This window comes from Chondromyces crocatus (assembly GCF_001189295.1).
GTDB classification, from domain to species: Bacteria; Myxococcota_A; Polyangia; order Polyangiales; family Polyangiaceae; genus Chondromyces; species Chondromyces crocatus.
This window is the reverse complement of record NZ_CP012159.1, coordinates 10,542,333-10,566,586: the sequence shown is the minus strand read 5'-3', so window position 1 is coordinate 10,566,586 and position 24,254 is coordinate 10,542,333. Positions and strand designations below refer to the sequence as shown.

The following is a 24,254-nucleotide window of genomic DNA, read 5'->3' as shown; positions in this document are numbered from 1 at the left end:
TCGACGTGACCGTAGAAGACACGTGCATCATCGATGGCTCCCCGAGAGGTCCTCGCGACGGACGCGCCCCCATCGGCCCGCCCATCTCCCGCGCCCATCGGCCCGCAAATCCGCATACACATCAGCCGACCAGGAGCCGAGAATGACCCTGATGACCGACCCCAGCGAAGAAGAGATCCTCCACGCACGCATCCGTGATGCCTGGAGCGACTTCCCGACACCTCACCCGGACCACCTCCAGCAGATCGCGTGGGCGCACCCTGGCCTCCTGGAGGCCTTCGCGGGGGTCGCTCCCATCGACGTCAAAACGACCTCGAACGCCTTCCAGGGCTGCACACCGCTGCTCGATTTGCGTCCCGAGGCGGCAGCGGCCTACCTGGGCCCCTTTCTCCTGTCCTTCCTCCAGGGCGCCCAAGACCAACGCACGCTGGGCATTTTCGTGGATCTGATCCCCCGCGCCCACCTCCTCACCTGCCTCGGCCTGGAATCGTTCTGGCGCTGCACCATCGGCCCCCACGTCGCGCCGCGTGCGGCCAGCACGCTCGCCGCGTTCATCGACTACCTCTGCCGTGGCCGCAGAGACTTCGCCATCACCGAGGCGAACGCCGAGACGATGCGAACGCTGATGGCCATCCACCTGCGACCGGATGAAGCGCGAGCCCGGCGATGACCCCCTGGACCACCCACCACATCCCCTCCCAGACCGGCAAGACCACCATCGTCACCGGCGCCACCGGCGGCCTCGGCTACGAGACCGCCCTCGCCCTCGCCGCAGCCGGCGCCTGCGTCCTCCTCGCCGGCCGCAACGAAGCCAAGGCGCGCGCCGCCATCGACCGCATCCACACCGCCCACCCCACCGCCCAGGTCCACTTCCACCCCCTCGACTGCGGAAGCCTCGCCTCCGTCGCCACCTTCGCCGAGCGCATCACCCGGGAGTTCGAGGCCATCGACATCCTGATCAACAACGCCGGCGTCATGACCCCCCCGCGCCGCCGCACCACCGCCGACGGCTTCGAGCTCCAGTTCGGCACCAACTACCTCGCCCACTTCGCCCTGACCGCGCGCCTCCTCCCCCTCTTGCGCCGCGCCCCTGGCCCGCGCGTCGTCAACCTCAGCAGCCTCGCCCACCACCGAGGCGCGATCCACTTCCACGACCTCCAGTCCGAGCGCCCCTACGACGCCTGGCGCGCCTACGGCCAGTCCAAGCTCGCCCTGCTCCTCTTCACCTTCGAACTCCAGCGCCGCAGCGACGCCCACGGCTGGGGCCTCCACGCCAGCGCAGCCCACCCTGGCTACGCCCACACCGACCTCCTCACCAACGGCCCTGGCAGCGAAGGCTGGCTCCAGCCCCTCGTCAAACTCAGCGCCTACCTCAACCTCGTCCTCGGCCACAGCGCAGCCGCCGGCACCTTGCCCACCCTCTTCGCCGCCACCGCCCCCGAAGCCCGCGGCGCCGCCTACTACGGCCCCGCTGGCCTCCTGGAGCTGAAAGGTCCCGTCGGTGAAGCGCGCCTCGCCCCCCAGGCCCGAGACCGCGCCGCCGCCGAGCACCTCTGGCGCATCTCCGAACGCCTCACCGCCGTGACCTTCGACCCGACCCACCCCGCCGCGACCTGACCCGCCGCCCCCCGTGCTTCCATCGCGACCTGGCCTGTCGCCACCTGCGCCTCTCGGCACCTCATCACGACCCTGCGGCCGCTGACCTCGCGCGCGCTCTCCGCTCCTTCTTCCCAGCCGGAAGCCCCTCCATCCGCCTCACGCGCCACGCCTCGACCCCCCGGCTCAGCCGCGCGGCCATGCTCCTGGACGCTGCAGAGCTACCGACCCCGCTCTTCGCGAGGGCCAGGATGAGTCCAACGCCGAGCGTCACCCCGATCACCAGCCCAACCACCAGCGCGAGCCGACCATCTTCGACCGAAAGCTGACTCGCCACCACCAACCCGAGCGCCAGCGACCCCCCCAGCGCTACCCACGTCAACACCACCTGCGCGTGGCTGAGCGGGGCCACCTTGATCTCGACCTCCTCCGGCGTGAGGTCCGACCACCGCACATAGATGACTGCACCTTCGCGACTTCCCCTGCGCAGGTACACCCCGGCCTCCGCGTGCTCTCCTGCCAGGCTCGACAGGAGCGACGGACTCACCTCTTCATCCCCCTCGACCACCGACCGCGCCACCTCCAGCAACTCCTCCTGCACCGGGCGAAGCAGCTCGATCGGCGGCAACGCATGGGGCGCCATCGGACGAGACCCATGGAACCAGGAGAGCGGGAGACTGCACCGGAGCAGGGGATCACGTGCCTGTGCCATCCCCCTGATCTTCCGACCGAGGCCTTGCCTGATTCAACCATCAAACGAAGCGCCCGTCCCCGCCTCGCGTCTGCGGCGCGTCTCCGGCCCTCCTTCGCCGGGTGTGACCCCTCGTGACGCCCTAGGATGGCCCGCATGTACCGCGAGCCTCCTGCGCAATCCCCCCTGGTCATCACCGCCCTCAACGGCGTCCTCGTCGCCCACGACCGCATGACCGGCCGACCCGCCTGGCGCTTCGAGGCCACCCGCACGAGCGCCCACACCTCACCGACCCTGTGCATCGTCGAAGGCCCCCGCGTGGTCAGCGTGAGCTGCAAGCTCCCCCATACGAAGTGGAAATCCCCGAACGCCGCGTCCGAGATCAACTGCCTCGACTACCTGACCGGACGACTCCTCTGGACCCGCGACGTCACCACCCACGAGAACATCAACGTCTACAGCGCCACGCTCCTCGTCGAAGGCGGCCAGGTGCTGCTCACCCACGGCGACCGCCTCTTCGCCTGTGCCCTCGAAGACGGCGCCCTCCTCTGGGAGCAACCCCTCCAGGGCGGCATGGGAGAAGGCCACCCGAAGCTTTCGGCCCTCGCCGTCCCCGGACGCGCCGCCCAGGCCGATCGCCGCTAAGCTGCTCCTCGACGCTCAGGAGCGACGAATCTCTGCGACCGATGATGGCCAGCAAGCCGCTCTGCGTTCAGCACTCTACCCGTTCGCTCCACTCCGCTCGCGTCGCCATCCCAACCTCCAGTGCCTTTGATGGCTTCTGGAGTTCCCCTTCCACGCTCGGCTGGTCACGATGGCAGGGGCCGGACGGATACTGAACAGGATATCCGTTGGGGTACGTCGATGCGAACGGTGCGGATGTGGCACCTCGCTGCCGGGCGAAATTACCGACCGTCTGAGTCAGAGAGATATCATGGGATTAGCCTATGGCTTCTTCTTTTGAGGAGCCCCATTTGCAGTCCACACCTTCTCTTGCGAGCATACGGCTCAGCCAATCGGGGAGCCTCTCGATGCGCACAAATATCTTCTGCTGTTCGCCGAACTTTGGATGAGAGCGATCCGTCGAGACAATCAACTCGTAATGACCGTCGGTTTTTGGATCCGGGATGACCGTAAACGAGGTGCCACCGAATGCCGCCCCCGTCCAAGTGCCACCGCACTCCGTGAGCTCGACAGACAGTATTTCAAACAGTAGGACCAGCAGGTCCTGTCCATTTGGTACAACCAGTCGAGCGCGAACCTCTTCAATCATACATTCCTCTTTAGAGCGGCATCCCGGATGGCCTGGTACGGGTGATGCTTCTGGCCGGAGGATGCAACGAGCGAGGCAAGCGTTTCGGCGCCGTGCGCGTCGGCATGGCCCCACCAAACTGATTTTCATCGACGAGTTTGGGCTGAACCTAGGGCAAACACGACGCTATGGTCGAGCGCAGCAGGGGCAACGGGCTTGCGGACATGCTCCGGCCAAAACCGATCCCAACATCACGCTGACCATCGGATTGTCGCTGCAAGGCATCGTGGCTCCCTTGGCCTTTGAAGGTGCGACGAACGGCGTGACCTTCGAAACGTACGTTCGTACCCAGCTCGCTCCGCAACTGCACCCAGGCGATGTCGTCATCGCCGATGGTCTTGGTTCCCACCGAATGCGCAGCGTGCGCCAAGCCGTTCATGACTGCGGCGCTCACTACTGGATCTTGCCGCCCTACTCACCGGATCTCAGTCCCGTCGAGGAGGCAGGCTCTAAGATCAAACACTTCATCCGAGCGGAAGGTCCTCGTACGACGGCTGATGTCTACGAGGCCCTCGGCCAAGCGCTGGGCAGCATCTCTTCAACGGATGCGGCTGGATGGTTCGGGCATCGCGCGGCGTACGCCTATCCTCGTACCAAACCATCTGGGCCGCCGCTCTAACTCGTCTTGAAACACCCAAGTGCAACTTTGGGCACCGGCGAGCCGCAACGGAGCGCCGTCCTTCCTGACCGTGCAGAGGACCGCCGTGAACGCGATCCCTCCGACAAACAAAATTGCGGATAGCTCGCCGCTTTTCTCTTCTTGCCTCTGCGTCTTGGAGGAGGCCCCCGCGCCACGGTCGCCTTGCGATCAGTGTCTAGATCTTCTCAATCGCACGAAGTCATCCGCTATGGGCGACAGGTCTGGCGTGAGAGTCCACTCCAGCCGAGGGATCGCGGCTTCCTACGTTTCGGGACGGGAACTATATAACGCGGCGGTCAAGCTCGCAGGCGCACCGCGAAGAGCCTCCCGTCGCGCCTCGGGAATGCGTGTCGCGGCGCGGCGCTGTACCAGACGGTTTACGCCGCCGCTCTGATCAGAACCACACGTCGTCCTGTGATGCTCGTGGTGGGGCCGCCTGCATCGAGCGATTCTCCGTCGATACTATGGGTCGCCAAGGAGCAGCTCGGCCTTCGTGGGTAGAGCTGTAATACTATCCTGATGGCCCTCGTTCACCTTCCAGATCGTCACCGTCAAAATCGGAGAGATCCCTATCGACTATGACTGTTACCGCCCCCGTCTCATGATGAACCAAAACCTTAAAATATACCTCTGTGCGCCGGGGTGATCTAAACACAACCATTTTTTTCAGAGTTTTGGGATCGGTTGTTACAACCTGCCAATTGCCGTTAATTTGCTCCCACTGCTCTCCTTCGAGAAGAGGCTCTTTATATGCAACGGAGAACGAGACAATCCACCCCTTCTGCTTGTCTCTGCAGCCTGAAATAGTGGTGCTTTTCCCAATCCATTTAGGCCATGTTCCGCGGGGATGAAGTCTCTCGAACTCCTCAGCTGCAAAAGCCGAAGCGATTTCAAGATCCATGCGACTTTTTTTGCTCATCGTTTCTTGGACTACTCTCCGTAAAGTCTCGCCGACGCCCTTCGTCTTCTTTCAACCTCAAGGATCGCATCTTCTCCAGGTGTTCCAGTAAGAATCCGAGGTAGCGCCGGATCCCCCCATACCGCGCTTTGAGTTTGTCCCGGAAGCAACAAGGCTCGATCGACGGCACTTGGCTCGATTCTGTAACCCGGAGGGGGCGTATGTCCAGACCAGCGGCCATAAACTCCTGCCTCCAGATCTGCGAACATCGTGGCATCAACGTTGGGTGCAGCTCTGGAACTGACGCCTTATCAGCGGCGATAGTCATTGGTCTGTCTCCCTTGCTCTCGTGTACGCGCCCGCTTGGTCACCCCTTCGCCATCGCGCATCGGCACGAGAATGCCATCCAGCGAGACCGCTACGGCCACCGCTTCCTCAGGCACGATGGCCTGGTCACGAAGCTGCGACTCGAAGTCCTGCCGTTGCTCTTCCCATCGTTCGCTCAGCCGCTTCGGCAGTCGATCCAAGCTGCTCTTGCTGGGTTGCATGCGCCCCAGCTTCGCGCAGAGCTGCGCACTCTCCTGCGGCGTGTCGACATGTACGTCTCGGTGCAGCGCAGCACGCGCCGGTACGGCACCCCTTCGATCTGCACCACCGTCACGTCGACGTCCTGCTGCTGGAGTTCCTCGGCGAGGAGCTTCCGTTCGATCTCGGCCATCCGAGCGTGAAGCTGTCGTTCGAACTCACCGAAGTTGTCGAATGGCGCACCACACCGGCTCTGCTCGACGAGCAGCTGCTCGAAGAGTGCCTTCGCTTCCGAGGGAATCTCAGTCCGGTGAGCGGGCGTCACGTCGTTGGCAGGCAGCCGGATTCTCATACCGATAATAATTCCGGCCAGCCGTGACAGTTTCTCCCCGGCTATCGAAAACGTGTCACCGCGTCGCCCCTTACGACCACTGACTCTGCTTTGCCTGCCGCTCAGTTTGAGATCCGCACCCAATACGGTTCGCAACTACGCTACGATAGGAACGCTGGCCTGCGTTCTCTGCTGGCTACGAATTCAAGGACACGCCCTAGATCAACGGAGGAGATCCCCTGGAGTTGTTATCTCCGCCGAGCAGCTCGGCCTTCGTGTGTAGAGCTGCAATACTAGTCCGATGGCCCCGGTTCACCTTCCAGATCGTCACCGTCAAAGCCGGAGAGATCCTTATCGACTAGGACCGATACCACCGCCGTCTCAGGATCAATCGCAACCTCAAAAAACCTCTCTGTACGTCGGGGTGTTTTATACACAACCATTTTTTCCATAGTTTTTGGATCGGTTTTTACAATACGCCATCTATTGGCCAGTTGCTCCCATTGCTCACCTTCGAGAAGGGGTTCTTTGTATGCGACAGAGAATGAGACAATCCACCTCCTTTGGTTGTCGCTGCTGGTTGAGATACATGTGCTCTTTCTGAACCATTTGGGCCACGTTTCACGGGGATGAAGTCTCTCAAACTCCTCAGCTGCAAAAGCTATGGCTATATCATCGTCCATGCGACTTTTCTTCCTCGTCATTTCCTATTCTCCCGCCCGTAATATCTTTCCATCGCCTTTCGGCTCTCTTCAACGTCGTCGGCGAAATCCTCTGCCGCGCTCTCCGGCCGTATCGTAAACATAGTGCGCAGTGCCACCACCACCGAGGTCGACCTGGCGCTGCTGGTCCGCGAAATTCCACGCGATGCCCACCAGGTATCGGAATCCCTTGCGTCTCGGCGTACCTGCGAACATCCGCGTCGGATGACCAGCTGAAGACTCGCCCCCGTCGGCCCAGAAGGCCTCCTTCTCTCCACAGAATCACAGAAGAAAGCGAACGCTTCTGTCCAGGAGGATTGAGCAGGAAAAGAACTCTCGATCATCCGTCGAATGGCTCATCGAGGATTCTCCACGTGTCGTTCTGACCATTCGTTGATCTGGCTAAACTCGGACCACCTCGGGCGCGATCCAGCCCGTGTGGCGATGCCGCCCGAGGTGGGGGAGCGCTTCGAGCACGGCGCGGCACTCCGGATGTTGCGAGAGGACGAGAGTGACCGACTCCCCGCCACTCGTGATGATCTCCAGCGCGGGGATCGCCATCGCTTCCTCCCCCGCCACGTCCAGCACCCGGGCATACTCGAAGGAGATCGCGCCCCCTCCTCGAAGCCCACCTGGACGCGCGCCAGCTTCTTCTCCGCCATCAGACCGCTTCCCAGCATCACCGCCTCCACGGGCATCTCTGGCGTCGCTTTCCCCGGCAGCCGGCCTCGCCTCCTGCTCGCCCGAGCCAGCCTTGGCGCGCTGCGCGGCCTCCTCGTCTCCAGCCGAGCCCTCCTCCGCGGCACCCGTGACCTCACCAGCCTTCGCGACCCCCGCGGCCGAGACTTCCTGCACCGCGCTGGCAACCTCGCCAGCGTTCGCGACCCCCGCGGCCGAGACTTCCTGCGCCGCGCTGGCAACCTCGCCAGCGTTCGCGACCCCCGCGGCCGAGACTTCCTGCGCCGCGCTGGCAACCTCGCCAGCGTTCGCGACCCCCGCAGCCGAGGTCTCCTGCACCGCGCTGGCAGCCTCTCCAGCCTTCCTCTCCTGCGCCGCCGACCCATCCTTCGCGACCTGTGCCGCACTCGCGACCTGTGCCGCGCTCGCGACCTGTGCCGCACTCGCGACCTGTGCCGCGCTCGTGACCTGCGCCGCGCTCGTGACCTGTGCCGCGCTCGTGACCTGTGCCGCGCTCGCGACCTCACCAGCTTGCGCCTCCTGCGCGGCCGACCCCTCCACCGCAGCCTTCCCGCGCCGCGTCGCCCGCGCCTTGTCCTCCATCCGCAGCTTCTTCAGCGGCAGCGTCAGCGGCGCCAGCAACCGCTCCCCCTCGTCGACCCGGCTCTTGTCGCGCCGTGACGCCCGGCTCTGCACATAGTGCCGCAGCCGCCGCGCCACCTCGACGAACTCGCCCTTCGCATCCATCCCGTGGCTCACGTGGTGCGACTGCGCCTGCCGTGCCTTCGACGCCTCGATGAAGGCCGCCTCGCTCGCCTCGATGGCCGCAGCCCACGCCGTCACCCAGTCCAGAGGCAGCCGGATCGCCGCTACCGTCGGCGCATGCGCCGCACTCTGGAGCACCGCGATCGCCGTGCGGCAGTAGCGATTCTCCTCCGACACATACGCCCGGATCGGCGAGAGCCCCGCGGGGAACGCCTGCGCTCGCAGCGCCTTCACCGCCTCTTGCAGGTTGCCCGTCCGGCGGCGCGCCTCCACCTCCAGGAAGCTCGCGACATGCCGGAGCCACGTATCCACGTCGTCATCCGCCTCGTCGAGCCGCACGAGCTGCGTGCGCCGCCTGGCATCCGCGACCGCGCCCCCCGCGAGATGGCCGCTCAACCTGGCGTTCACCACCGCGAGCTGCGGAATGAACGCATCCAGCGAAGGCTCCGGCGGTCCCGACGCGGCGCGCTCTTGCAGCCCTTCGAGGAGCTGCCGCGCAATGGTCCGCATCTCCGGCCGGCTTAATCTCGACAGACCGCTCATCGGCTGCTCCTCCCGGATCGGTTGGGCTGGTGCCTCTGTCCCCCTGCGAGGCGAAGTGGGTTCCTTCGCAAACGTGAACCGCCGCTCAGGCTGAAACCAGAGAAATCCGTAAGGGCTGGAGGTTTTGAGTGAACTGGCAGCCCACTGTCAGGGGTGAGGTGGGTGGCTGTACGTGAGCAAGGTGCTGACAGGGGAGGAGGCGCCAGGAAGCGGTGGAAGCAGCGGGGTCCGAGCAGGGGGAGGAGGCTGAGGCGCGGGGAGCGGTGGGGTCGCAGTGGGGGGAGGGGACTGGTGCGCGGGGAGCGGTGGGGTCGCAGTGGGGGGAGGGGACTGATGCGCGGGGAGCGGTGGGGTCGCAGTGGGGGGAAGGGACTGATGCGCGGGGAGCGGTGGGGTCGCAGTGGGGGGAGGGGACTGGTGCGCGGGGAGCGATTGATGCGCGCGGAGCGGAGGGGTCCAGGCGGAGGAGGGACCAGCGCCTCCGCCAGCTCAGGCTACCGGGCTTGTGCTCTGCAGCGAACGACGGCGCCCCGATGGGTGGAGCGACGAGGCTGGCCACGTTGCGGGAGCCGAGCGTCGTGGCATCCTTCTGCGGGCCTGACACGAGTAGCGATGACCCTTTTCTGGGGCAGTCTTCCGGACGCTGACGTGCCTTCCGGATGACCCCGATGGTCGTGAGGGAAAAACTCTCCGTGTCGAGACCTCGATCAGGAGGGCTGATACTCGTTCAGGATGTCCAGCGCCGCCGTGCGAAGGGATTCCGGGACATCCGAGGCAATGACTCTGCCGAGCTCCGACACGGCCAGGCGCTCCAGGTACCCATCCCCACAGTTCAGCAGCTCGCCGATTCTCTTCACGGCTTCCAAGGTGCGAATCTGTCCCATTCCACGAACGCACTTTGCACCAATGACGGGGATATCGTCATAGTCGCGGTACTCATAGGGCTTCGTGGCGGCACGAAAGAGGACGTCCACGCTCCGTGGTGACTTCATGCTCACGAGCGTGTCGACGGCGGCCTCGTGAGACTGATGCCAGTCTGCTTCCACCAGCACGAGCAGTATCTCCAGGTAATCTGATGGGGGTCCAAACTGGCTGTCCAGGTAAAAGCCGTACTCCACAGCATCGGAATCGCGCTCTTCGATGGCCCTCACGAACATCTCTCGCGCAAGCGTGCTGGCATTCTCGGGCTCGAGAGGATAGTCATGAAAAAACTGATCGAGTTCGACCCTTCCAGTGAGGTAATCAAGAATCAGTTTCTTCTTCTTTTCACTGATCACGGATGATCATTGTCCCTCAGAGTGTTCGTCGTCAACATGAAGACGGCTCCGGCGAGTGCGCTCTTCGCTCTGAGCTGGCACACGAGAGGGCCCGCCACGAGTCCTGGAAGGCCCGGGCGGGATGAGAGGCGCAATTCGTTGCCAGCGATCGTCAGGCACCCATTGCTTGCCCATGGCCCCAACCGCAGCCCCGCTCCGCCAGCGCGCCATGGGGTCCGTCAGGCATTCTCAACGCTCATCACGCGGCCCAGCGTCGACGGCTGCTGCGACGGGCAGACGCGCGGCGCTCATGGACTGGATGTGCGCATGTGCTCGATCCAGCCGTAGGGGATTCGTAGATCCTCGATCTCCGCCGCCGCAGCGCTCAGGACCACCAGGCCCCAGATCTCTGCAAAAATGTCTCGACCAATGAACGACTGCGAAACCATGAGTCAGTCCCTGAAAGTACCTTTCATCCTCGGCCTCGACGTTCTCACGCACTGCCGGGCGCGGATACTCTGATTGAGTCTTTCGGGGCTGCAGGGGTGACGAGGCCAGCGCCGTCGTGATGGGGGGACCGAGGGCGCCGAAGATGATGGCGGGTTCGGAACGTGAGCCCTGATCGCCGGTGCGCAGAGAAGGCTTTGCGAGAAGGGAGAAAGGTAGATGCGAGAATCGATGAGGTCATTGCTGCTCTGTAATGGTTGCATCTGCTTGAAGTACCATCCTAAAACTCATCGATTTCAGCTTGCCGCATGAACTCTCGATCGACATCAGAGATTTCCAATCTCTTGAAGCCCGGCCATTGAGGAACATCGTCTAGCGCGTCCTGCCAGATCTTTTGATACACCAATGGTTTGTGGTCCCAATTGTCTGGCGAGAGGCCACGATGAATGAACCCGCGAATGGCCCACAAAGACCCGAGCAACAGGAAGCCATCTTTTGAAATAAACGGAGGTTCTTCATCTGGCCATACCAGGCAGTCTCTTAGATGTTCATACAATGGTGTGGAGGAGGGGTCGTGCTCGAGGCGATTGATTTTCTCTCGATCTGTTGAAGAAAAACGCATCATCTTGTTGCTGCGGCTAGATTGTCGGGTGGTGTTGGTTCGTTGCCTTCGAGACTTGCTGCTCCTGGGCCCAGGGCCGAGCAGGTCTCCCTCATCCGCGACTCACTTCTTGAAGGAGGCCATGGTCGAAGAGAAGAAAGTGCCGTGCCCATGAGCCATCGTCGACCTGGATGAGCACCTCATAATCCTTCATCGGATACCACTCGTCGACGACGCGCAAGCCAGGCCAATCGACCATCTGTTCGTCCACGAGGTGCCAGGGATGGACCATGGAGATCGTCGGGGGAACTTTGACCGAGCGACGCCCTGCGAAGTCGACTCCAGCCGATTGGCCTTCCTTCGAGCCGTAAACGACGAGGACGAGCTCGGGCCACAGCGGCAGCGCATAGGTGAACCTGCATCGACGGTAGCGATCCTTATCCTCCACGTGCTCCCGAGACAGCGGCTCTCCCAGAAGGTCGATGTAGTTGCTCATGGGGTGACCGGGCTGGTCGAAGCCCCGCCTGGCTGCCTCGGCCTTGTATTCCTTCAGCGTGAACGAATCGAGCCCCAGCCGCCTACATGCCGCCTCCACGAGGTCGGACGCGCGCAGGGTCGCCAGCAGGTAGGCCTGTACGAGCAATGTACCGTTCATCAGCGCCCTCGAATGTTTCACGAACGGTCGATCCGCAGATCTACGCGCTGCGTGTACCCATGCCCCGGTGAAACTGCCATTCCATGCTCGACGACTCCAGTCCAAGCGGATGGAGCGCCTCGCGTCCGGCTCCCTCAGGTGAGACCGACGTCAGGTGCCCAGATCGTCTGGCAAGATAGGCATCCCTTCGTATTCGCCTGAGGTGATGAAGTCTTCGACGAGCTTCTTGAACCGGTTGAAGTGCGCCCACTGAATGAGATGCGAACGATGAAAATGAAGGTAATTGGTAAGCGTCCGGCCCAGGGCATGCCCAGAAGAGGGTTGAGGCGTGGGAAGAGCGAGGTGCAAGCTCTCCTGGGCGCATGCTGGCGCAAGGCAGACGGGAGCGTGGAACGCCCGCAAGCCAACCTCGGGAGCCTTCATCCGACGTCGAGCAGGAATGCGGATGCGGCTACGAGGCGGCGACGCCTACAGCCGTTGCGTCGCTGGTGTGCGCCTTGGACCAAGCGTCGGGGAGTAGCTCGTCGAGCCTCGAGCGTGGCCAGCCGCGTTGCAGCTTGGTGATGACATCGGTGGCCCAGAGGAGAGGGTTGACCCCTTGCAGGCTGCACGAGCGGAAAAGCGTGAAGCCGATGGCGAGACGTTCAGCGCCCTTGTCGGAGCCGGCGAAAAGGAAGTTCTTGCGACCGACAGCGATCTTGCGCAGCTGCCGCTCCGCCTCGCCATTGTCGATTTCGAAGCGCCCGTCGGAGAAGCACCGTCGCCAGGCGGCCTCCTGACCTTTCGCATAGAAGGTCGCCTCATACAGAGGCGTCTTCGGCACGAGCGTCTTGTGGGTCTCGCGCACCCACTGAAAGAGTGCATCGACCAGGGGCATCGCGTGGGCTTGTCGATAAGCGTGCCGCTGCTCTGGAGAGAAACCGCGCGCCTTGCACTCGGCCTCGACAAGATAGATGCCCTTGAAGTAGCCGAGAGCGATGGCGGCGCTGAGATCGCCGAGCTTGGCAGCCTTCTCGAATTTGGCGCGGATGTGCATGCCGCATCCGAGCCGACGCTCCTCGGACAGACTCGGCGCGGAGTGAGTGGATTGGCGCAGCATGGCATTGTAGCCAGCGTAGCCATCGCCCTGAAGAAAGCCCTGAAAGGGCTGAAGCAGGGCCGCTGGGTGCTTGGCCTTCCAGTCGGGCGCATAGAGAAAGGAAGCGAGGTGGTCGCCGACGAAGACCCACAGGTGACCGCGTTTGAGGCGCCGAGGATGCTTGCGGTCCTGGACGGGAATGCCGGTATCGTCGGTGCGCAGATAAGGCTCGGCGAGGACCCGCTCGGTGATGCGCGCCGCGATGGGCGCGAGCAGGTCGAGGGTGAACGCGGTCCAGTCTCCGAGCGTGGAGGACGACAGGACGACGCCCGAGCGCGCACACGCCTGGGCCTGCCGATACAGGGGCATCGAGTCCTCGAACTTGTCGACGACGAGCTTGGCGAGCAGGCCAGGACCGGGACGACCGCGGTCCATGACCTTGTCGGGCGGAGCGGTGGAGACGCCCTGCTCGGGACAGCGTGGGCAAGCGAGCTTCTCTCGTTGCTGCTCGACGACGATGAAACGCGCAGGAATGAAGTCGAGCACCTCGCTGGTCCGGTAGCCAATGCAGGCCTTGTCTCGACCGCATTGACCGCAGACGCGCTCCGAGGCGGGCACCGTCAAGCGCTCCCGATGGCGCTCGAGATGCGCTGGCAGCGGCGCACGCTCTGCACGCTTCGGTGGCTTCGGTGGGTCGGCAGGGGGAGCTGCCTGCTCCCCCTTCTCGGGCGGAGCATCATCGGGCGGAGCTTCAGGGAGCTGAGAAGCAGGGGCCTCGTCGGCGTCGAGCAGCGTGGTCAGCCAGAGCGAGAGCTGCTGCGAGCTGACCTTCTGGCTCTTGCGACCGTACAAGGCTCGCAGTGCGGTCTGGAGGCGCAGCGTGAGAGCATGGTGTGCGTCGGTCAGCTGCGTGAGCCATCCGAGCACGTGCTCGATGAGCTCCGTGACGCATCCTCGGTCCGCGAGCTGGGTCAGCTGGCGCCGAACCTGCACGAGGTCGACGGGAGCCTTGACGACAGCAGAAGAAGAGCGGGCCACGTATCGAGCGGTGTATTCACCGCGCGCCACAGCACAAGGCATTCAATTTACGCCGCGAGTTTGCCGGGCGAAGGCAACCTCCAGCGCTTTTTCCTCGTCGCACCCGACAGGTCGAGGCCTTCGAGCATCAGCGCAAGCTCGGCGGCATCCATCTCGACATGCGTCCGCCCTGCGCTCACGGCGTGGGTGAGGTGGAATCGCCCTTGAGCGAGCCGCTTGGACACGATGCAGTAGCCGGTGCGATCCCAGAACAGGATGCGCACCTGGTCCGCCCTGCGGTTGAGGAAGACGAACAGATGGCCACTCAGGGGGTCGGTGCCGAATCGCTGCATCACCTGCGCCGACAGGCCATCAAAGCCTTTGCGAAGATCCGTAGGCTCCGCCGCGACGTAGACTCGCACCGACGGCGGCAGCATCAGCATGCGCCAGTCCCTCCAGCCACGCGGAGCAGCCGCGCAAGCGTCGTCGCATCGAAGTCCTCCTGCACCCGCACGATGCACCCATTGGGGAGCGCCAGCTCGATGCCGGCTGCGATGGCAGGCGACGGCGCCACCCCTACGCGCGCCGGATGAGCCTGCGGGGACTTGACGACTCGGACCGGAAGAAACCTCGGCGGAGTACTCTGAAGCGCCGCTCCAGAGGACGTACGGAGTCTCGACGTCCACCAGTACAACGACTGGACCTTCAAGCCCTCCAACCCGGCAAACGCCTTCGCGCTCAAGCCGCTCTGCTTCCACCGCTCTACCCTCTCGCTCCACTCCGCTCGCGTCGCCATCTCAACCTCCAGTGCCTTCGATGGCCTCTGGAGTTACCCGCCCGCACTCGGCTGATCACGATGGCGGTGACCGGACGGATACGGTAATTGAATTCGTAGAGAGGGTGACTCGGATCGTCAGTGAGAAAATCTGTCGTGTACCAGTCCTGTGTAATCTCTTCTCCACATATCTCCACATATGACACAGAACGCGTCTCTGAGTCGCAACTTTCGCTCTTCGAATCGAGCCAAGGCTTTCTCTCGAAGTGGCCACGCATGAAAACATCTCCGATGGAGGGCCACCCCGGAGATCAAGAAGAGAGGATCTCTCTTGTTCCGTACGAAATGTCGAAAGCCAGACTTGGCCTCATAACCAAGCAGCTCGCCGCAGATGCGGCATTTCGATCTTTCACTCATCAGCACCATGCGCTGCTCCCAGGAATTGTCGGTACGGATTCGGGTCAGTATTTCAGCAGAAGACGTCTCGGTCCAGAGGAGGCATGAGGCTCCGCTGAAATGCGTCATGGCTGTTCTCAGCACCGAGGCGTTTCCATCGCTCAGGTGGCAAGCTTTGGTGAATATAGCCACGAACGATCCATAGAACGATGAGCAGGGCGCAACCTCATTTGCCGATCTGAGCAACCGTTTCGTCCCACCCCAGCAGGCGTGTCCCCATGACGCGCGTCACGTGCGTGTTCGCCACAAGTAGGTCAGCGTGCTCGAGACCTTCGTGATTGCTCCGTCTTTGACAGAGACCAGCCACATGAAACGGGACTTCATGTTGTCTTTCATCGGATCCACGCCTTCGAAAGCGATGACGACGGTGAGGTTGTCGACTGACGTATGCAAGATCTCGTAACTGGGCCAAGGCAATCGACGCTGCACACTCTTCAGGAACGACTCTCTGTCTTCCATCAAATTGCCGGAGTCATGAACCATCTCGACGGCGAAGAGTTCGCGTCCTCGCTGTTCGTCCCGCTCACCACACCACCAACGAACAGCTTCAATGGCCAGAGTCACAGGAGAATCCATCATGAGTTCCTCGAATTGCCTTCGGTCTGGACAGGGTATGCGACGAGGTCACTCCTTCTCGAACCGAGGGCGAATGTGTATGCGCCAGTCGAGACGATGATGACGAGCCAGTTTCATGGGGCTCCGTGGCACGTCACGTGTGCGTTGCGTCGCGTGAGTGCGTCACGTTCGCGTGATTGCTCAGAATCTTCGTGATTGATCCATCTTTGACAGAGACCAGCCAGATGAAACGGGATTTCAAATTGATGATCGGATCCACGCCTTCGAAGGCGATGGCGACGGTGAGGTTGTCGATTGATGTATGCACAATCTCGTAACTGGGCCAGGGCAACCGACACTGCGCGCTCTTCAGGAATGATTCTCGATCTTCCAGCAAGACGCCCGAGTCATGAACCATGTCGACAGCGAAGAGTTCGAGTCCTCGCTTTTCCTCCCACTCACCACACCACCAACGAACAGCTTCAATGGCCAGCTCCACAGACGAGTTCATGTCGAGTTCCTCGCTAGCTTGATCTTGGTTTGGACCGGACAGGAGTTGCGGCGAGGTCGCTCCTCAGTCCAGCAGGAGTTGCTGGGAACCGCGCCCCTGCTCGGGGGACATGCTGATGGTGGAGAGGCGTCGTTCGATGCCCGGAACCCTCGTGAATGCCGGCTGCGGCGCCGGCTGGCACTGCGCGATGGGATTGCCGAGGCAGGGTCGAGCCAGACGACGTGGAATCACCAGCGAAACGGGCCATTGCGGGCGGCTGCGCTGGGCGAGAGCTCGTGTGACCGGAGGTGGTTCTGGGCACGGTGGCAGCCGAGCTTCAGGAGCAGAATTCAGCAGATTTGAGAGCCCCGAGCACATCCACTTCCAGCTCCGTGTGACTCTCGTGTTCGGTCAGGTGGGCTTGCACGAACAGTTCGCCTCGCTCACCTTCGACCTTCCAGTGCGGCGGCACGTCTCCTTTGCCGGGTGGCCAGACGGCCTTGGATGTGAGCCCTTTCTTGTTGAGCTCATGATGGATGTGCGTGGCAATTTCGACGGCTTTGACCCCGTAGAGATACCAGATGGCTTTCACCCAGTCGGGGCCAGGACCTCGGCGTTCCCGCCCTGCGCGGATCTCCACGCCGGCAGGTAGTGTGAGTTCAAGGCTTGCCAGACGGATGCTCTGCGAGGCGAACTGTGCACGGGGAAGCGCTTCTCCGTCTTCAAAGACGATGCTGAGCTGGGTCGGACTATTGTAATTGAGGATGATGGTTCGCTCTCCTCGTTTGAGCACACAGACAGCTGAGTAATTTTCCGTCGCAACATACCCGATGCTCACGGCGTCATTCCTGATTGTTGCGCCAATCATGCTGATGGATGAGCCATCGAGACGATACACGGGTATCCAGTCCACGGTGGTTGCTGCGACCACCTGAACGTCTTCGGGGATAGCTACAGACAGTTCATTGATGCTCAGCGTGGTCATACTCATGGTTTCCTGAACATGGGGATATCCGGTGGCGAGCGACCCACAGTCGTCTGTTCCAGCACCTGGCGCAGATGGCTCACGCTCTTCACGGATGTCCCACCTGCTGCCAGAGGCTGCCGCGGTGCATCCTGTCCCTCGTCATGTCACCTCGCCGCCAGGCGAAGTTTGCCAGTCGTCTGAGTCAGAGCAGGATCTTGGGATCAGTCCACGGCCTCCTCTTCTGAGGAGCCCCATTTGCAGTCCACACCCTCTGCTGCGAAAATACTGCCTAGCCAATCGGGGAGCCTCTCGACGGGTACAAATGACCTCTGTTGTTCGCTGAAATATGGATGAGAGCGATCCGTCGAGACAATCATCTCGTAATGACCGTCGATTTTCAGATCCGGGATGACCGTAAACGTGGTGCCGCCGAACGCCGCCCCCTCCCAGGTGCCACCACACTCCGTAAGTTCGACAGACAGCACTTCGAACAACAGGACCAGCAGGTCTTGTTCCTTTGGCACAATCAGGTCAGCGCGAATCTTTTCAGGCATCTATTGTTGGTTGGCGGGAATCGTTGATGTTGTCGCCGAGCCGTGACGGTCACAGCACCTGCTCGCGATCCTCGTCCTAGAAGTCATTGAGTTCAGCTTGCCGCATGAACTCTCGATCGACATCAGAGATTTCCAACCTCTTAAAGCCAGGCCATCGAGGAACATCGTTGAGTGCGTCCTGCCAGACTTTTTGGTACGCCACTGGTTTAGGGTTCCAGTTGTCTGGCGAGATGCCACGATGAATGAATCCGCGAATGCCCCACAACAGACCGAGCAACAGGAAGCCATCTTTTGAAATAAGCGGAGGCTCTTCATCTGGCCATACCAGACAGTTTCTTAGATGTTCATACATCGGTCTGGAGGAGGGGTCGTGGTCGAGGCGATCGATTTTCTCTCGATCTGTTGAAGAAAAACGCATCATCTTGTCGCTGCGATCAGGTTGTCGTGTGGTGTTGATTCGTGCTTTCGAGACTTGCTGCTCCTGGGCTCAGGGTCGAGAAGGTGTCCCTCATCCGCGACTCACTTCCTGGAGGAGGCCATCGTCGAACTGAAGAACGTGACGCGCGCATGAGCCATCATCGACCTGGATGAGCACCTCATCCTCCTTCATCGGATACCACTCGTCGACGACGTGCAAGCCAGGCCAATCGACCACCTGTTCGTCCACGAGGTGCCAGGGATGGACCACGGATACTGTCGGGGGAAACTTTGACGAGTGGCGCCCTGCAAAGTCGACTCCAGCCGATTGGCCTTCCTTCGAGCCGTGAACGACGAGGACGAGTTCGGGCCACAGCGGCAGCGCGTAGGTGAACCTGCATCGACGGTAGCGATCCTTATCCTCCACGTGCTCCCGAGACAGCGGCTCTCCCAGAAGGTCGATGTCGTTGCTCATGGGGTGACCGGGCTGGTCGAAGCTCCGCCTGACTGCCTCGGATTTGTATTCCTCCAGCGTGAACGAATCGAGGTCAGCCGCCGACACGACGCCTCCACGAGATCGGACACGCGCAGGGTCGCCAGCAGGTAGGCCTGTACGAGCAATGTACCGTTCATCAGCGCCCTCGAAGGTTTCGCGAACGGTCGATCCGCAGGTCACGCACCGCGCGTACTTATGCCCCGGTGAAACCGCCATTCAGTGCTCGACGACTCCAGCCCAAGCTGATGGTGCGCCTCGCGTCCGGCTCTCTCAGATGAGACCGACGTCAGGTACCCAGATCGTCTGGCAAGATAGGCATCCCTTCGTATTCGCCTGAGGTGATGAACTCTTCGACGAGCTTCTTGAACCGGCTGAAGTGAGCCCACTGAATGAGATGTGAACGATGGAAATGAAGATAGTTGAATTCGTAGAGAGGGTGACTCGGATCGTCGGTGAGAAAGTCTGTCGTGTACCAGTCGTGTGTAATTCGTTCTCCACATACGACACAGATCTTGTCTCTGATTCGCTGCTTTCTCTCTTCGAATCGTGCAAAGGCTTTCTCTCGAAGTGGCCACTCATAAAGACATCTCCGATGGAGGGGCACCCCGGAGATCAAGAAGAGAGGATCTTTCTTGTTCCGTACGAAATGTTGAAGGCCAGCCTTGGCCTCCGAACCGAGCAGCTCGCCGCAGATGCGGCATTTCGATTTCCCACTCATCAGCACCATGAGCTGCTCCCTGGAATTGTCGGTACGTGTCCAGGTCAGTATTTCAGCAGGTCACGTCTCGGTCCAGAGGAAGCATGACGCTTCACTGAAATGCGTCATGGCTGTTCTCACCACCGAGAGGAGAGGGCAGCGTCTCCGCCTCCGACCCATCCAGCTTCCAGCATCTACACCTCCTGCCGCAGTGACCTCGGTGTGGTTCGGCTTCAGGGCGGGGAGCGGCGATGAGCACCCACGTCTCGTCCTGCGTTGTCCGTCGGCAGGGGGTCTCTCTGTCTGCCGTGGGTCGGCCGCGCGGGTGAGAGGCGTCATCCGGCATGCATCAACGCGGCGAGGGTGAGGATGGCCTCTCTCGTCCCCACGCCGGCTGATGCGACGCTCTCGACGAACGCACATCGTCGCGTGCCAAACACGCTGCGAAATTCATCGAGGGGCGAGGTGCTGTCGAGGTCTCGCTTGTTGACCTGAAAGACGACTGGCTTGTCGTTCAGGTCGAGCCCCCGATGCCGGAGGTCTCGCGTCAGGTGCTCGAACTGCTCGAGGTTCGCCCCCTCCCGCTCTCGCTGAGCGTCGATGATGAAGACGAGGCCATCGGCCTCGCATATCCAATCCAGCTCCTGTTGCACTGGGTGGTCCGCAGGAAGAGAGGCGGCATCGTTGTAGTGCCTGACGGATCTTGCGAATGAAATGCGTAGGTGAAGGCGCTCTCCGGCCCCGACCTCGACGAGGTACACGTCGTCGGGATTCATCACGCCCGGGTTGATTCGAAGGCCTGTCGCGCGCACGACCGACACGACCGACGTGCGGCGACCCGAAAAACCCGGCCCGACATAGACCACCTTTTTCGGGCTCATCTCACCATCGCTCCTTCCGTCGTCCCCTCGTCGAACGCTGGCGTCGCCCAGGAGAGCAGAGCGCCGAGTCTACCCCTCGAGGCTACCATTCTCGCCGGATAGGCGGGCGATCAGGTACGGCGTGGCCGTTGTGCGACTTGACCTTGCGTGGAGGACGAGTCAGAGGGCCAGAAGCTCACGGTGGGGGGACGATGACGTCGTCGAGCCTACGCCAAAAGGTCTCGAACGGAGACACACGGACCAAAGTAACTGGCTGAACGCGGCGTCCTTTCTACCCTGGTGTCCAGCGCTTGTTCGAGTACCCCGCAGGTCAGTTGGGTCTGGTCGCGACGGTCGAATCCGTAGGAAATCCGGCGCGCTCGTGTCGGCCACCCTCGTGAGTTACGACACGGCAGATGGGGAGCGTGATCGATGAAGGTATGACCATGTGCTGAGGGGCATGAGCGAGGAAGATACCCAACTGGCAGTTCTTGATACAAGCCGCTGTACAGCTGTATTCGTGTTGTATGCCTGCCGAGTGAATGTCCTTCGCGAGGAATCCAACCTGAACCCTGAGCTCAGTTGACACACAGACATTCTGCGCAAAATTGCTTTGCCACTCTGAGCAGGCCCGCAAAGAATTCGTGCCGGCTTGTCATTGGTCCTACGACGAGATGAGTCGGGAGGCTGTCTGGCGCCATCCTCTCACAGCCGCTTCCAAGAGCGGTTAGCAGATTTGCGAACCCAGGCGCATCGGAGCTGATGAGATGACCAGGCTCCCGATAGAGCAAAATATATCCTGATGCAGATTTTCTAGTACGCCATGTTTCTGGGCGAACCTGCAGTTCGCCGACATAGAAGTCGATGCTATGCCAGCTGGCGTTCTGGTAGTCTGGTCCGTAATCTTTCGGCAACTCCAGTACTGTCGCAAACTCCCGTATGGCGTCGCCCTCGTCTCGGAAATGCTCACCGACGCGGACATGTCCTAATGCTCTCGAGAGCAACGCATCGACGGCGACAAGCGCCACATCGAGGTCGATCTCGATACCCTGCGTTGTGCCTGTGGCATTGCGATCGTCATCGTGAACAAGCTCGAGCACCTGACAGCAGCCGAGCTATTCACGATATCGCGCGCTGGGGTGCTGAAGTGCAGGCGTCGTACATCGACCGAGGGGATCTTGGTGATAAAGCGATCGAAGCGTATAGGAAGGAGGGGATGTCTGTGCACTGAAGGCCCATCCACCCCGACGAACCATTATTGATCGAGCTGCTCAGTCGACATTCTGGCAATCTTCGCAGAATTGGTCTGACACTCTGAGCAAGCCTGAAAAGTACTCATGCCTGAATATCATGGGCCCTACGATGAGATGAATAGGCAAGACACCATTTGCTGTTTTGAGAGAAGACGTTCCAAGAATGTTCAGCAGTGTGGCGAATACAAGCGCGTCTGATTTGATGAGATGCTGAGGGTCGCGGTATAGCAAAAGGTATCCCGATGCAGATTTTCTGGTGCGCCATGTGTCCGGCTGAACTTGCAATTCCGTGACGAAATGATCGATGCTGTTCCAGCTCGCGTTTCGATAGTCCAGGCCGTAGTTTTTTGGCATCTCTAGTGCTGTCGCGAGCTCCAGTATAGCCTCGTGTTCATTGCGAAAATGTTCGCCACGGAACACGATGAGATCGTAGTTGATTTCTGAACATATTTGGCGAAGGCGATCCTCGACGGCGTTGCTATTCAGTGTTTCTCTGAAAATGTGTAGATTGGAAGCTGTCCCTGGTAGGAAGTGTTCGGTGGTCAGAATCATCTTTTGATTTGCCTCGTCATGGTGAATTTAGTCTAAGCAGTCCTTCGCTCCAGAAATGCTTGCATTGCCCTGACGGTGGTGAACCACTCCGAGATGAAAACGCCGTCTTCCGACCTCGTCGATCTGGGCTGCATCGACTCTTCAGGCCTATCCAGCGAGAACGGTCGGTCGAGTTCTGCGAGGGGGCAGTAGTGCTCCTGCACGGCGATCAAATCACGATCACGATAAAGAGCCCACCACCGGAAAAAATTCGCAGTCGCCGGGTCGGAGATCGAAGCCATCATGACGGCACGGTCGTGGGTCATGATCCGCCGCGCGGCCTCGATCCATTGTTGTTCATACCGATCTCTGGACCAGAAGAGACTGTCCAGAGCAAACTTCTCACGAAATGATCCAATGCAAATTTCGCCGAAGTAACTGCCTTCCATGCCGGCAACGTAAAAATCGTCCAGGAAGTAGATGTCGAAAAACGCCATCGCTCGTCTTTGATCTGATTGAGGTGAGTGTCGAATGTTCTCTCCCGCTGCCATCTTCTGTCAAGAATCCTCCAGATGCCGCCGTCATGTGAATCGACATCCTTGGTGATGTAGTTCTTCCCATTGCGATATGCCGCCTGCCGTGGGTCTTGATGGGGCCCTTGTGGGGAGGGATCCTCCGGGTGTATCTCAGCGCTCGGGCCACCAGCGGTCCCGCTGGTTCCACCACGGTCCCCTGCCGCTTTGCGACCTCGGCTGGACTCCACGGATCTCCTTCGAGCTTTGGCTTCGCGAGCGATCTTCTGCTCCCCGCCTTGGCGGCGCCAGCACTCTCCGCGACGCCCTTCGCGCCCTCCTCGGCGAGCTCTCCGACGATCCGTCTCCTGGCCTTGGTCGCCGACTTCGCAGCTCCCTTGCGCTCGTCGTAGTCATACGTTTCCGTGTAGCTGCGGAGCGCCTGAGGATCATTGGGATGGGCGGCCTGGACGAGGGGGAACCCTCGGCGTCCTGCTGGATGTCGGCGTTCTAGCCCGCATGCTCGCGGCCTTCGGCATGGATGAGGCGATAGAGGGCGTAGTCGTCGTACCGGGGGATGGGCTCGACGATCTGGCTATGGTGGTAGAGGTTTTGCTGCGCTCGAAGAGGCAATGTCGACGAGGAGATTCCAGGTCTTGAATTTCAGCTCGCTGCTTATCTCGATATGACCACAGCTCCAGCGCGGGGATCGCCATCGCTTCCTCCCCGGCCACGTCCAGCACCCGGGCATGCTCGAAGGAGGCCGGTCCCCCTCCTCGAAGCCCGCCTGGATGCGCGCCAGCGTCCGGGCCCCCCTCGGCGACCTGCGTGGCCTCCTCGTCTCCAGCCGAGCCCTCCTCCGCCGCGCCCGCGACTTCTCCGGCCTTCACGACCTCCGCGGCCGACCTTTCTTGTGCCGCGCTGGTCACCTCTCACCATCGCATGGTGTTCGTGCGGGGAGAATCCCCTGCTGGAGCTTCGGGGGAAGGCAGGAACCCACGACCTGAGCTCGGCCCGGCGTCGACGACTGCTGCGACGGGCCGACGAGCGGTACTCATGGACTGGATGTGCGCATGTACTCGATCCAGCTGTCCACGTGGTTTTGAAAGTCCTCGGAGGGGCTTTGATGGGCGCACGTCCAGCTCCAGACGGGCAGCCAGTTTGAAAAGGCGAACTCGAAGAGTGAGAGCGAGTTCAAGGGCAGTTGAACGCTCTCGACGATCGAGGACAGTTTCGAGAAGACGTCCTGAAGAGCCCGAGTGGCATCCGTCAACGTCTCGGTGTCCGTTCGAGCATTGTAACAGTATCCAAACTGGGCGGCGAGGAGGGAGCCGAAAAGCTTGGCGAGAAGATCGCTACAAGCTTGACGAATGCTCTCGCCATCGAATGTGGTGCCCTCAAACCCTAGCCTCTTGAATTCTTCAGGATTCAGGCTTGCTAGTGCCAGCTCGGCTTTCAGCATGTCAGGATCTGCATAGAGAGTTCTGGTCCCAGCCCAGATCGAGTCTTCAATGGCGCTAGCCATGAGGTCGTCTCTGAGGCATGTGCACTGCTGTATCGATTTCCACAGCATGGTCAGATCCTCATCGTGCTTTGCGGTGAACTGTCGGAGCTGAGGATCAAATGGGATTTGCAAATTATCGATCTCCGCTGCCGCAGCGCTCAGAAGCACAAGAGACCAGATGCGTGCAAAAATATCTCGACCAATGAATGATTGAGAGGCCATTGGAGATGAGGGCATGGGTGTCTCCTAAAATTTGCCTTGATTCCACGATTCAACGCATTCCATGTATGCCTGATGCGGATATTCTGGTTGAGTACTTCGATGCCTTCTGGGGTGTTGATAAAAATTTAGGTTGCCTGGTGATTGGATGTTTTCGATGGACTGAGTTTGCAAATGAAGTCGGCACCTCTGTTCTGACGATGACCCCGCCTCTTCCGTATCCGACCAGCGCAC

The 24,254-nt window shown here is 61.1% G+C and carries 29 protein-coding genes and 1 pseudogene; 4 read left to right on the top strand and 26 right to left on the bottom strand.

Annotated features, from left to right (window positions below; all coding sequences use genetic code 11):
* Positions 1–151 precede the first annotated feature (151 nt).
* Positions 152–670 carry a hypothetical protein gene (locus tag CMC5_RS38325; RefSeq protein WP_156339184.1) on the top strand — a complete coding sequence of 173 codons (519 nt, stop codon included), beginning with the start codon at positions 152–154 and terminating at the stop codon, positions 668–670.
* On the top strand, positions 667–1,617 hold the full coding sequence (locus CMC5_RS38320) for an SDR family oxidoreductase (RefSeq protein WP_050435036.1): 951 nt from the start codon (positions 667–669) through the stop codon (positions 1,615–1,617). Before CMC5_RS38325 ends, CMC5_RS38320 begins: the two co-directional genes overlap by 4 nt.
* A 64-nt stretch (positions 1,618–1,681) precedes the next feature.
* On the opposite strand, the gene CMC5_RS38315 is transcribed toward CMC5_RS38320, so the two are convergent.
* Positions 1,682–2,239, bottom strand: coding sequence for a hypothetical protein (locus tag CMC5_RS38315; RefSeq protein ID WP_156339183.1), 558 nt, complete (start codon positions 2,237–2,239; stop codon positions 1,682–1,684).
* A gap of 204 nt (positions 2,240–2,443) precedes the next feature.
* Here CMC5_RS38315 and CMC5_RS38310 point away from each other — a divergent pair, with 204 nt between their 5' ends.
* A complete protein-coding gene (locus CMC5_RS38310) occupies positions 2,444–2,932 on the top strand; it encodes an outer membrane protein assembly factor BamB family protein (RefSeq protein WP_050435034.1) in 489 nt (162 codons plus the stop codon).
* A 295-nt stretch (positions 2,933–3,227) separates the two neighbouring features.
* Here CMC5_RS38310 and CMC5_RS46300 read toward each other — a convergent pair whose 3' ends face one another.
* Positions 3,228–3,560, bottom strand: a complete 333-nt coding sequence (locus CMC5_RS46300; protein ID WP_169796784.1) for a hypothetical protein — start codon at positions 3,558–3,560, stop codon at positions 3,228–3,230.
* Positions 3,561–3,621: 61 nt separating this feature from the next.
* On the opposite strand from CMC5_RS46300, the gene CMC5_RS43680 reads away from it, so the two are divergent.
* Positions 3,622–4,218 carry a transposase gene (locus tag CMC5_RS43680; RefSeq protein ID WP_169796783.1) on the top strand — a complete coding sequence of 199 codons (597 nt, stop codon included), beginning with the start codon at positions 3,622–3,624 and terminating at the stop codon, positions 4,216–4,218.
* Between the two features lie 532 nt (positions 4,219–4,750).
* Here the strand turns inward: CMC5_RS43680 and CMC5_RS45470 are convergent.
* The 24 genes and pseudogenes from CMC5_RS45470 to CMC5_RS38215 form a co-directional block, all read right to left on the bottom strand.
* Entirely contained in the window at positions 4,751–5,140 is a 390-nt protein-coding gene (locus tag CMC5_RS45470; protein ID WP_156339182.1) for a hypothetical protein, read from the bottom strand.
* Positions 5,141–5,448: 308 nt separating this feature from the next.
* The gene (locus tag CMC5_RS38300; protein WP_050435033.1) at positions 5,449–5,664 is read right to left on the bottom strand and encodes a hypothetical protein; all 216 of its coding nucleotides are present in this window, start codon (positions 5,662–5,664) and stop codon (positions 5,449–5,451) included.
* Complete coding sequence (locus tag CMC5_RS38295) at positions 5,640–6,014, bottom strand: hypothetical protein (RefSeq protein WP_050435032.1); 375 nt, start codon at positions 6,012–6,014, stop codon at positions 5,640–5,642. The genes CMC5_RS38300 and CMC5_RS38295 overlap by 25 nt, the downstream gene beginning before the upstream one ends.
* Positions 6,015–6,286: 272 nt before the next feature.
* Positions 6,287–6,676, bottom strand: a complete 390-nt coding sequence (locus CMC5_RS45465; RefSeq protein WP_156339181.1) for a hypothetical protein — start codon at positions 6,674–6,676, stop codon at positions 6,287–6,289.
* 420 nt (positions 6,677–7,096) lie between these two features.
* Complete coding sequence (locus CMC5_RS38290) at positions 7,097–8,680, bottom strand: hypothetical protein (protein ID WP_156339180.1); 1,584 nt, start codon at positions 8,678–8,680, stop codon at positions 7,097–7,099.
* Between the two features lie 707 nt (positions 8,681–9,387).
* A complete protein-coding gene (locus tag CMC5_RS38285; RefSeq protein WP_050435029.1) occupies positions 9,388–9,957 on the bottom strand; it encodes a hypothetical protein in 570 nt (189 codons plus the stop codon).
* Positions 9,958–10,663: 706 nt separating this feature from the next.
* Entirely contained in the window at positions 10,664–11,008 is a 345-nt protein-coding gene (locus tag CMC5_RS45455) for a hypothetical protein (RefSeq protein ID WP_156339178.1), read from the bottom strand.
* A gap of 88 nt (positions 11,009–11,096) precedes the next feature.
* Positions 11,097–11,660 carry a hypothetical protein gene (locus tag CMC5_RS38280; protein WP_156339177.1) on the bottom strand — a complete coding sequence of 188 codons (564 nt, stop codon included), beginning with the start codon at positions 11,658–11,660 and terminating at the stop codon, positions 11,097–11,099.
* Positions 11,661–12,090: 430 nt separating this feature from the next.
* A complete protein-coding gene (gene tnpC / locus CMC5_RS38275; protein ID WP_425394821.1) occupies positions 12,091–13,797 on the bottom strand; it encodes an IS66 family transposase in 1,707 nt (568 codons plus the stop codon).
* Between the two features lie 5 nt (positions 13,798–13,802).
* Entirely contained in the window at positions 13,803–14,177 is a 375-nt protein-coding gene (gene tnpB / locus CMC5_RS38270) for an IS66 family insertion sequence element accessory protein TnpB (protein ID WP_050430263.1), read from the bottom strand.
* Complete coding sequence (gene tnpA, locus CMC5_RS49325; RefSeq protein WP_050430262.1) at positions 14,171–14,530, bottom strand: IS66 family insertion sequence element accessory protein TnpA; 360 nt, start codon at positions 14,528–14,530, stop codon at positions 14,171–14,173. The genes tnpB and tnpA overlap by 7 nt, the downstream gene beginning before the upstream one ends.
* Before the next feature lie 663 nt (positions 14,531–15,193).
* On the bottom strand, positions 15,194–15,544 hold the full coding sequence (locus CMC5_RS38260) for a hypothetical protein (RefSeq protein WP_156339176.1): 351 nt from the start codon (positions 15,542–15,544) through the stop codon (positions 15,194–15,196).
* 130 nt (positions 15,545–15,674) lie between these two features.
* Positions 15,675–16,031, bottom strand: coding sequence for a hypothetical protein (locus CMC5_RS38255; RefSeq protein ID WP_050435026.1), 357 nt, complete (start codon positions 16,029–16,031; stop codon positions 15,675–15,677).
* A gap of 316 nt (positions 16,032–16,347) precedes the next feature.
* On the bottom strand, positions 16,348–16,995 hold the full coding sequence (locus CMC5_RS45450) for a hypothetical protein (protein WP_156339175.1): 648 nt from the start codon (positions 16,993–16,995) through the stop codon (positions 16,348–16,350).
* Positions 16,996–17,198: 203 nt separating this feature from the next.
* Positions 17,199–17,531 carry a hypothetical protein gene (locus tag CMC5_RS38245; protein WP_050435024.1) on the bottom strand — a complete coding sequence of 111 codons (333 nt, stop codon included), beginning with the start codon at positions 17,529–17,531 and terminating at the stop codon, positions 17,199–17,201.
* Between the two features lie 76 nt (positions 17,532–17,607).
* Positions 17,608–17,952 carry a hypothetical protein gene (locus CMC5_RS45445; RefSeq protein ID WP_156339174.1) on the bottom strand — a complete coding sequence of 115 codons (345 nt, stop codon included), beginning with the start codon at positions 17,950–17,952 and terminating at the stop codon, positions 17,608–17,610.
* An 87-nt stretch (positions 17,953–18,039) separates the two neighbouring features.
* On the bottom strand, positions 18,040–18,660 hold the full coding sequence (locus tag CMC5_RS38240) for a hypothetical protein (RefSeq protein ID WP_218920173.1): 621 nt from the start codon (positions 18,658–18,660) through the stop codon (positions 18,040–18,042).
* A gap of 70 nt (positions 18,661–18,730) precedes the next feature.
* Positions 18,731–19,171: a protein-tyrosine phosphatase family protein gene (locus CMC5_RS38235; protein WP_050435022.1), complete on the bottom strand. Its 441-nt coding sequence runs from the start codon at positions 19,169–19,171 to the stop codon at positions 18,731–18,733.
* A gap of 305 nt (positions 19,172–19,476) precedes the next feature.
* Positions 19,477–20,022, bottom strand: a complete 546-nt coding sequence (locus tag CMC5_RS38230) for a P-loop NTPase family protein (protein ID WP_050435021.1) — start codon at positions 20,020–20,022, stop codon at positions 19,477–19,479.
* A 557-nt stretch (positions 20,023–20,579) separates the two neighbouring features.
* Complete coding sequence (locus CMC5_RS45440; protein WP_156339172.1) at positions 20,580–21,101, bottom strand: hypothetical protein; 522 nt, start codon at positions 21,099–21,101, stop codon at positions 20,580–20,582.
* Between the two features lie 171 nt (positions 21,102–21,272).
* A complete protein-coding gene (locus tag CMC5_RS45435; protein ID WP_156339171.1) occupies positions 21,273–21,806 on the bottom strand; it encodes a hypothetical protein in 534 nt (177 codons plus the stop codon).
* A 32-nt stretch (positions 21,807–21,838) separates the two neighbouring features.
* Positions 21,839–22,336: a hypothetical protein gene (locus CMC5_RS46295; protein ID WP_245678111.1), complete on the bottom strand. Its 498-nt coding sequence runs from the start codon at positions 22,334–22,336 to the stop codon at positions 21,839–21,841.
* Positions 22,337–22,350: 14 nt separating this feature from the next.
* Positions 22,351–22,548 (bottom strand): annotated as a pseudogene (locus tag CMC5_RS49320) (toxin C-terminal domain-containing protein); the annotation flags it as partial.
* 803 nt (positions 22,549–23,351) lie between these two features.
* Positions 23,352–24,038, bottom strand: coding sequence for a hypothetical protein (locus CMC5_RS38215; protein WP_156339170.1), 687 nt, complete (start codon positions 24,036–24,038; stop codon positions 23,352–23,354).
* Positions 24,039–24,254 lie beyond the last annotated feature (216 nt).

Coding starts and splice junctions, on each gene's coding strand:
- CMC5_RS38325 (WP_156339184.1), top strand. CDS start 152: ATGACCGACCCCAGCGAAGAAGAGATCCTCCACGCACGCATCCGTGAT.
- CMC5_RS38320 (WP_050435036.1), top strand. CDS start 667: ATGACCCCCTGGACCACCCACCACATCCCCTCCCAGACCGGCAAGACC.
- CMC5_RS38315 (WP_156339183.1), bottom strand. CDS start 2,239: ATGGCGCCCCATGCGTTGCCGCCGATCGAGCTGCTTCGCCCGGTGCAG.
- CMC5_RS38310 (WP_050435034.1), top strand. CDS start 2,444: ATGTACCGCGAGCCTCCTGCGCAATCCCCCCTGGTCATCACCGCCCTC.
- CMC5_RS46300 (WP_169796784.1), bottom strand. CDS start 3,560: ATGATTGAAGAGGTTCGCGCTCGACTGGTTGTACCAAATGGACAGGAC.
- CMC5_RS43680 (WP_169796783.1), top strand. CDS start 3,622: ATGCAACGAGCGAGGCAAGCGTTTCGGCGCCGTGCGCGTCGGCATGGC.
- CMC5_RS45470 (WP_156339182.1), bottom strand. CDS start 5,140: ATGGATCTTGAAATCGCTTCGGCTTTTGCAGCTGAGGAGTTCGAGAGA.
- CMC5_RS38295 (WP_050435032.1), bottom strand. CDS start 6,014: ATGAGAATCCGGCTGCCTGCCAACGACGTGACGCCCGCTCACCGGACT.
- CMC5_RS45465 (WP_156339181.1), bottom strand. CDS start 6,676: ATGGACGATGATATAGCCATAGCTTTTGCAGCTGAGGAGTTTGAGAGA.
- CMC5_RS38290 (WP_156339180.1), bottom strand. CDS start 8,680: ATGAGCGGTCTGTCGAGATTAAGCCGGCCGGAGATGCGGACCATTGCG.
- CMC5_RS45455 (WP_156339178.1), bottom strand. CDS start 11,008: ATGATGCGTTTTTCTTCAACAGATCGAGAGAAAATCAATCGCCTCGAG.
- tnpC (WP_425394821.1), bottom strand. CDS start 13,797: ATGCCTTGTGCTGTGGCGCGCGGTGAATACACCGCTCGATACGTGGCC.
- tnpB (WP_050430263.1), bottom strand. CDS start 14,177: ATGCTGATGCTGCCGCCGTCGGTGCGAGTCTACGTCGCGGCGGAGCCT.
- tnpA (WP_050430262.1), bottom strand. CDS start 14,530: ATGGCGACGCGAGCGGAGTGGAGCGAGAGGGTAGAGCGGTGGAAGCAG.
- CMC5_RS38260 (WP_156339176.1), bottom strand. CDS start 15,544: ATGATGGATTCTCCTGTGACTCTGGCCATTGAAGCTGTTCGTTGGTGG.
- CMC5_RS38255 (WP_050435026.1), bottom strand. CDS start 16,031: ATGAACTCGTCTGTGGAGCTGGCCATTGAAGCTGTTCGTTGGTGGTGT.
- CMC5_RS45450 (WP_156339175.1), bottom strand. CDS start 16,995: ATGACCACGCTGAGCATCAATGAACTGTCTGTAGCTATCCCCGAAGAC.
- CMC5_RS38245 (WP_050435024.1), bottom strand. CDS start 17,531: ATGCCTGAAAAGATTCGCGCTGACCTGATTGTGCCAAAGGAACAAGAC.
- CMC5_RS45445 (WP_156339174.1), bottom strand. CDS start 17,952: ATGATGCGTTTTTCTTCAACAGATCGAGAGAAAATCGATCGCCTCGAC.
- CMC5_RS38240 (WP_218920173.1), bottom strand. CDS start 18,660: ATGGCGGTTTCACCGGGGCATAAGTACGCGCGGTGCGTGACCTGCGGA.
- CMC5_RS38235 (WP_050435022.1), bottom strand. CDS start 19,171: ATGGTGCTGATGAGTGGGAAATCGAAATGCCGCATCTGCGGCGAGCTG.
- CMC5_RS38230 (WP_050435021.1), bottom strand. CDS start 20,022: ATGAGCCCGAAAAAGGTGGTCTATGTCGGGCCGGGTTTTTCGGGTCGC.
- CMC5_RS45435 (WP_156339171.1), bottom strand. CDS start 21,806: ATGATTCTGACCACCGAACACTTCCTACCAGGGACAGCTTCCAATCTA.
- CMC5_RS46295 (WP_245678111.1), bottom strand. CDS start 22,336: ATGGCAGCGGGAGAGAACATTCGACACTCACCTCAATCAGATCAAAGA.
- CMC5_RS38215 (WP_156339170.1), bottom strand. CDS start 24,038: ATGCCCTCATCTCCAATGGCCTCTCAATCATTCATTGGTCGAGATATT.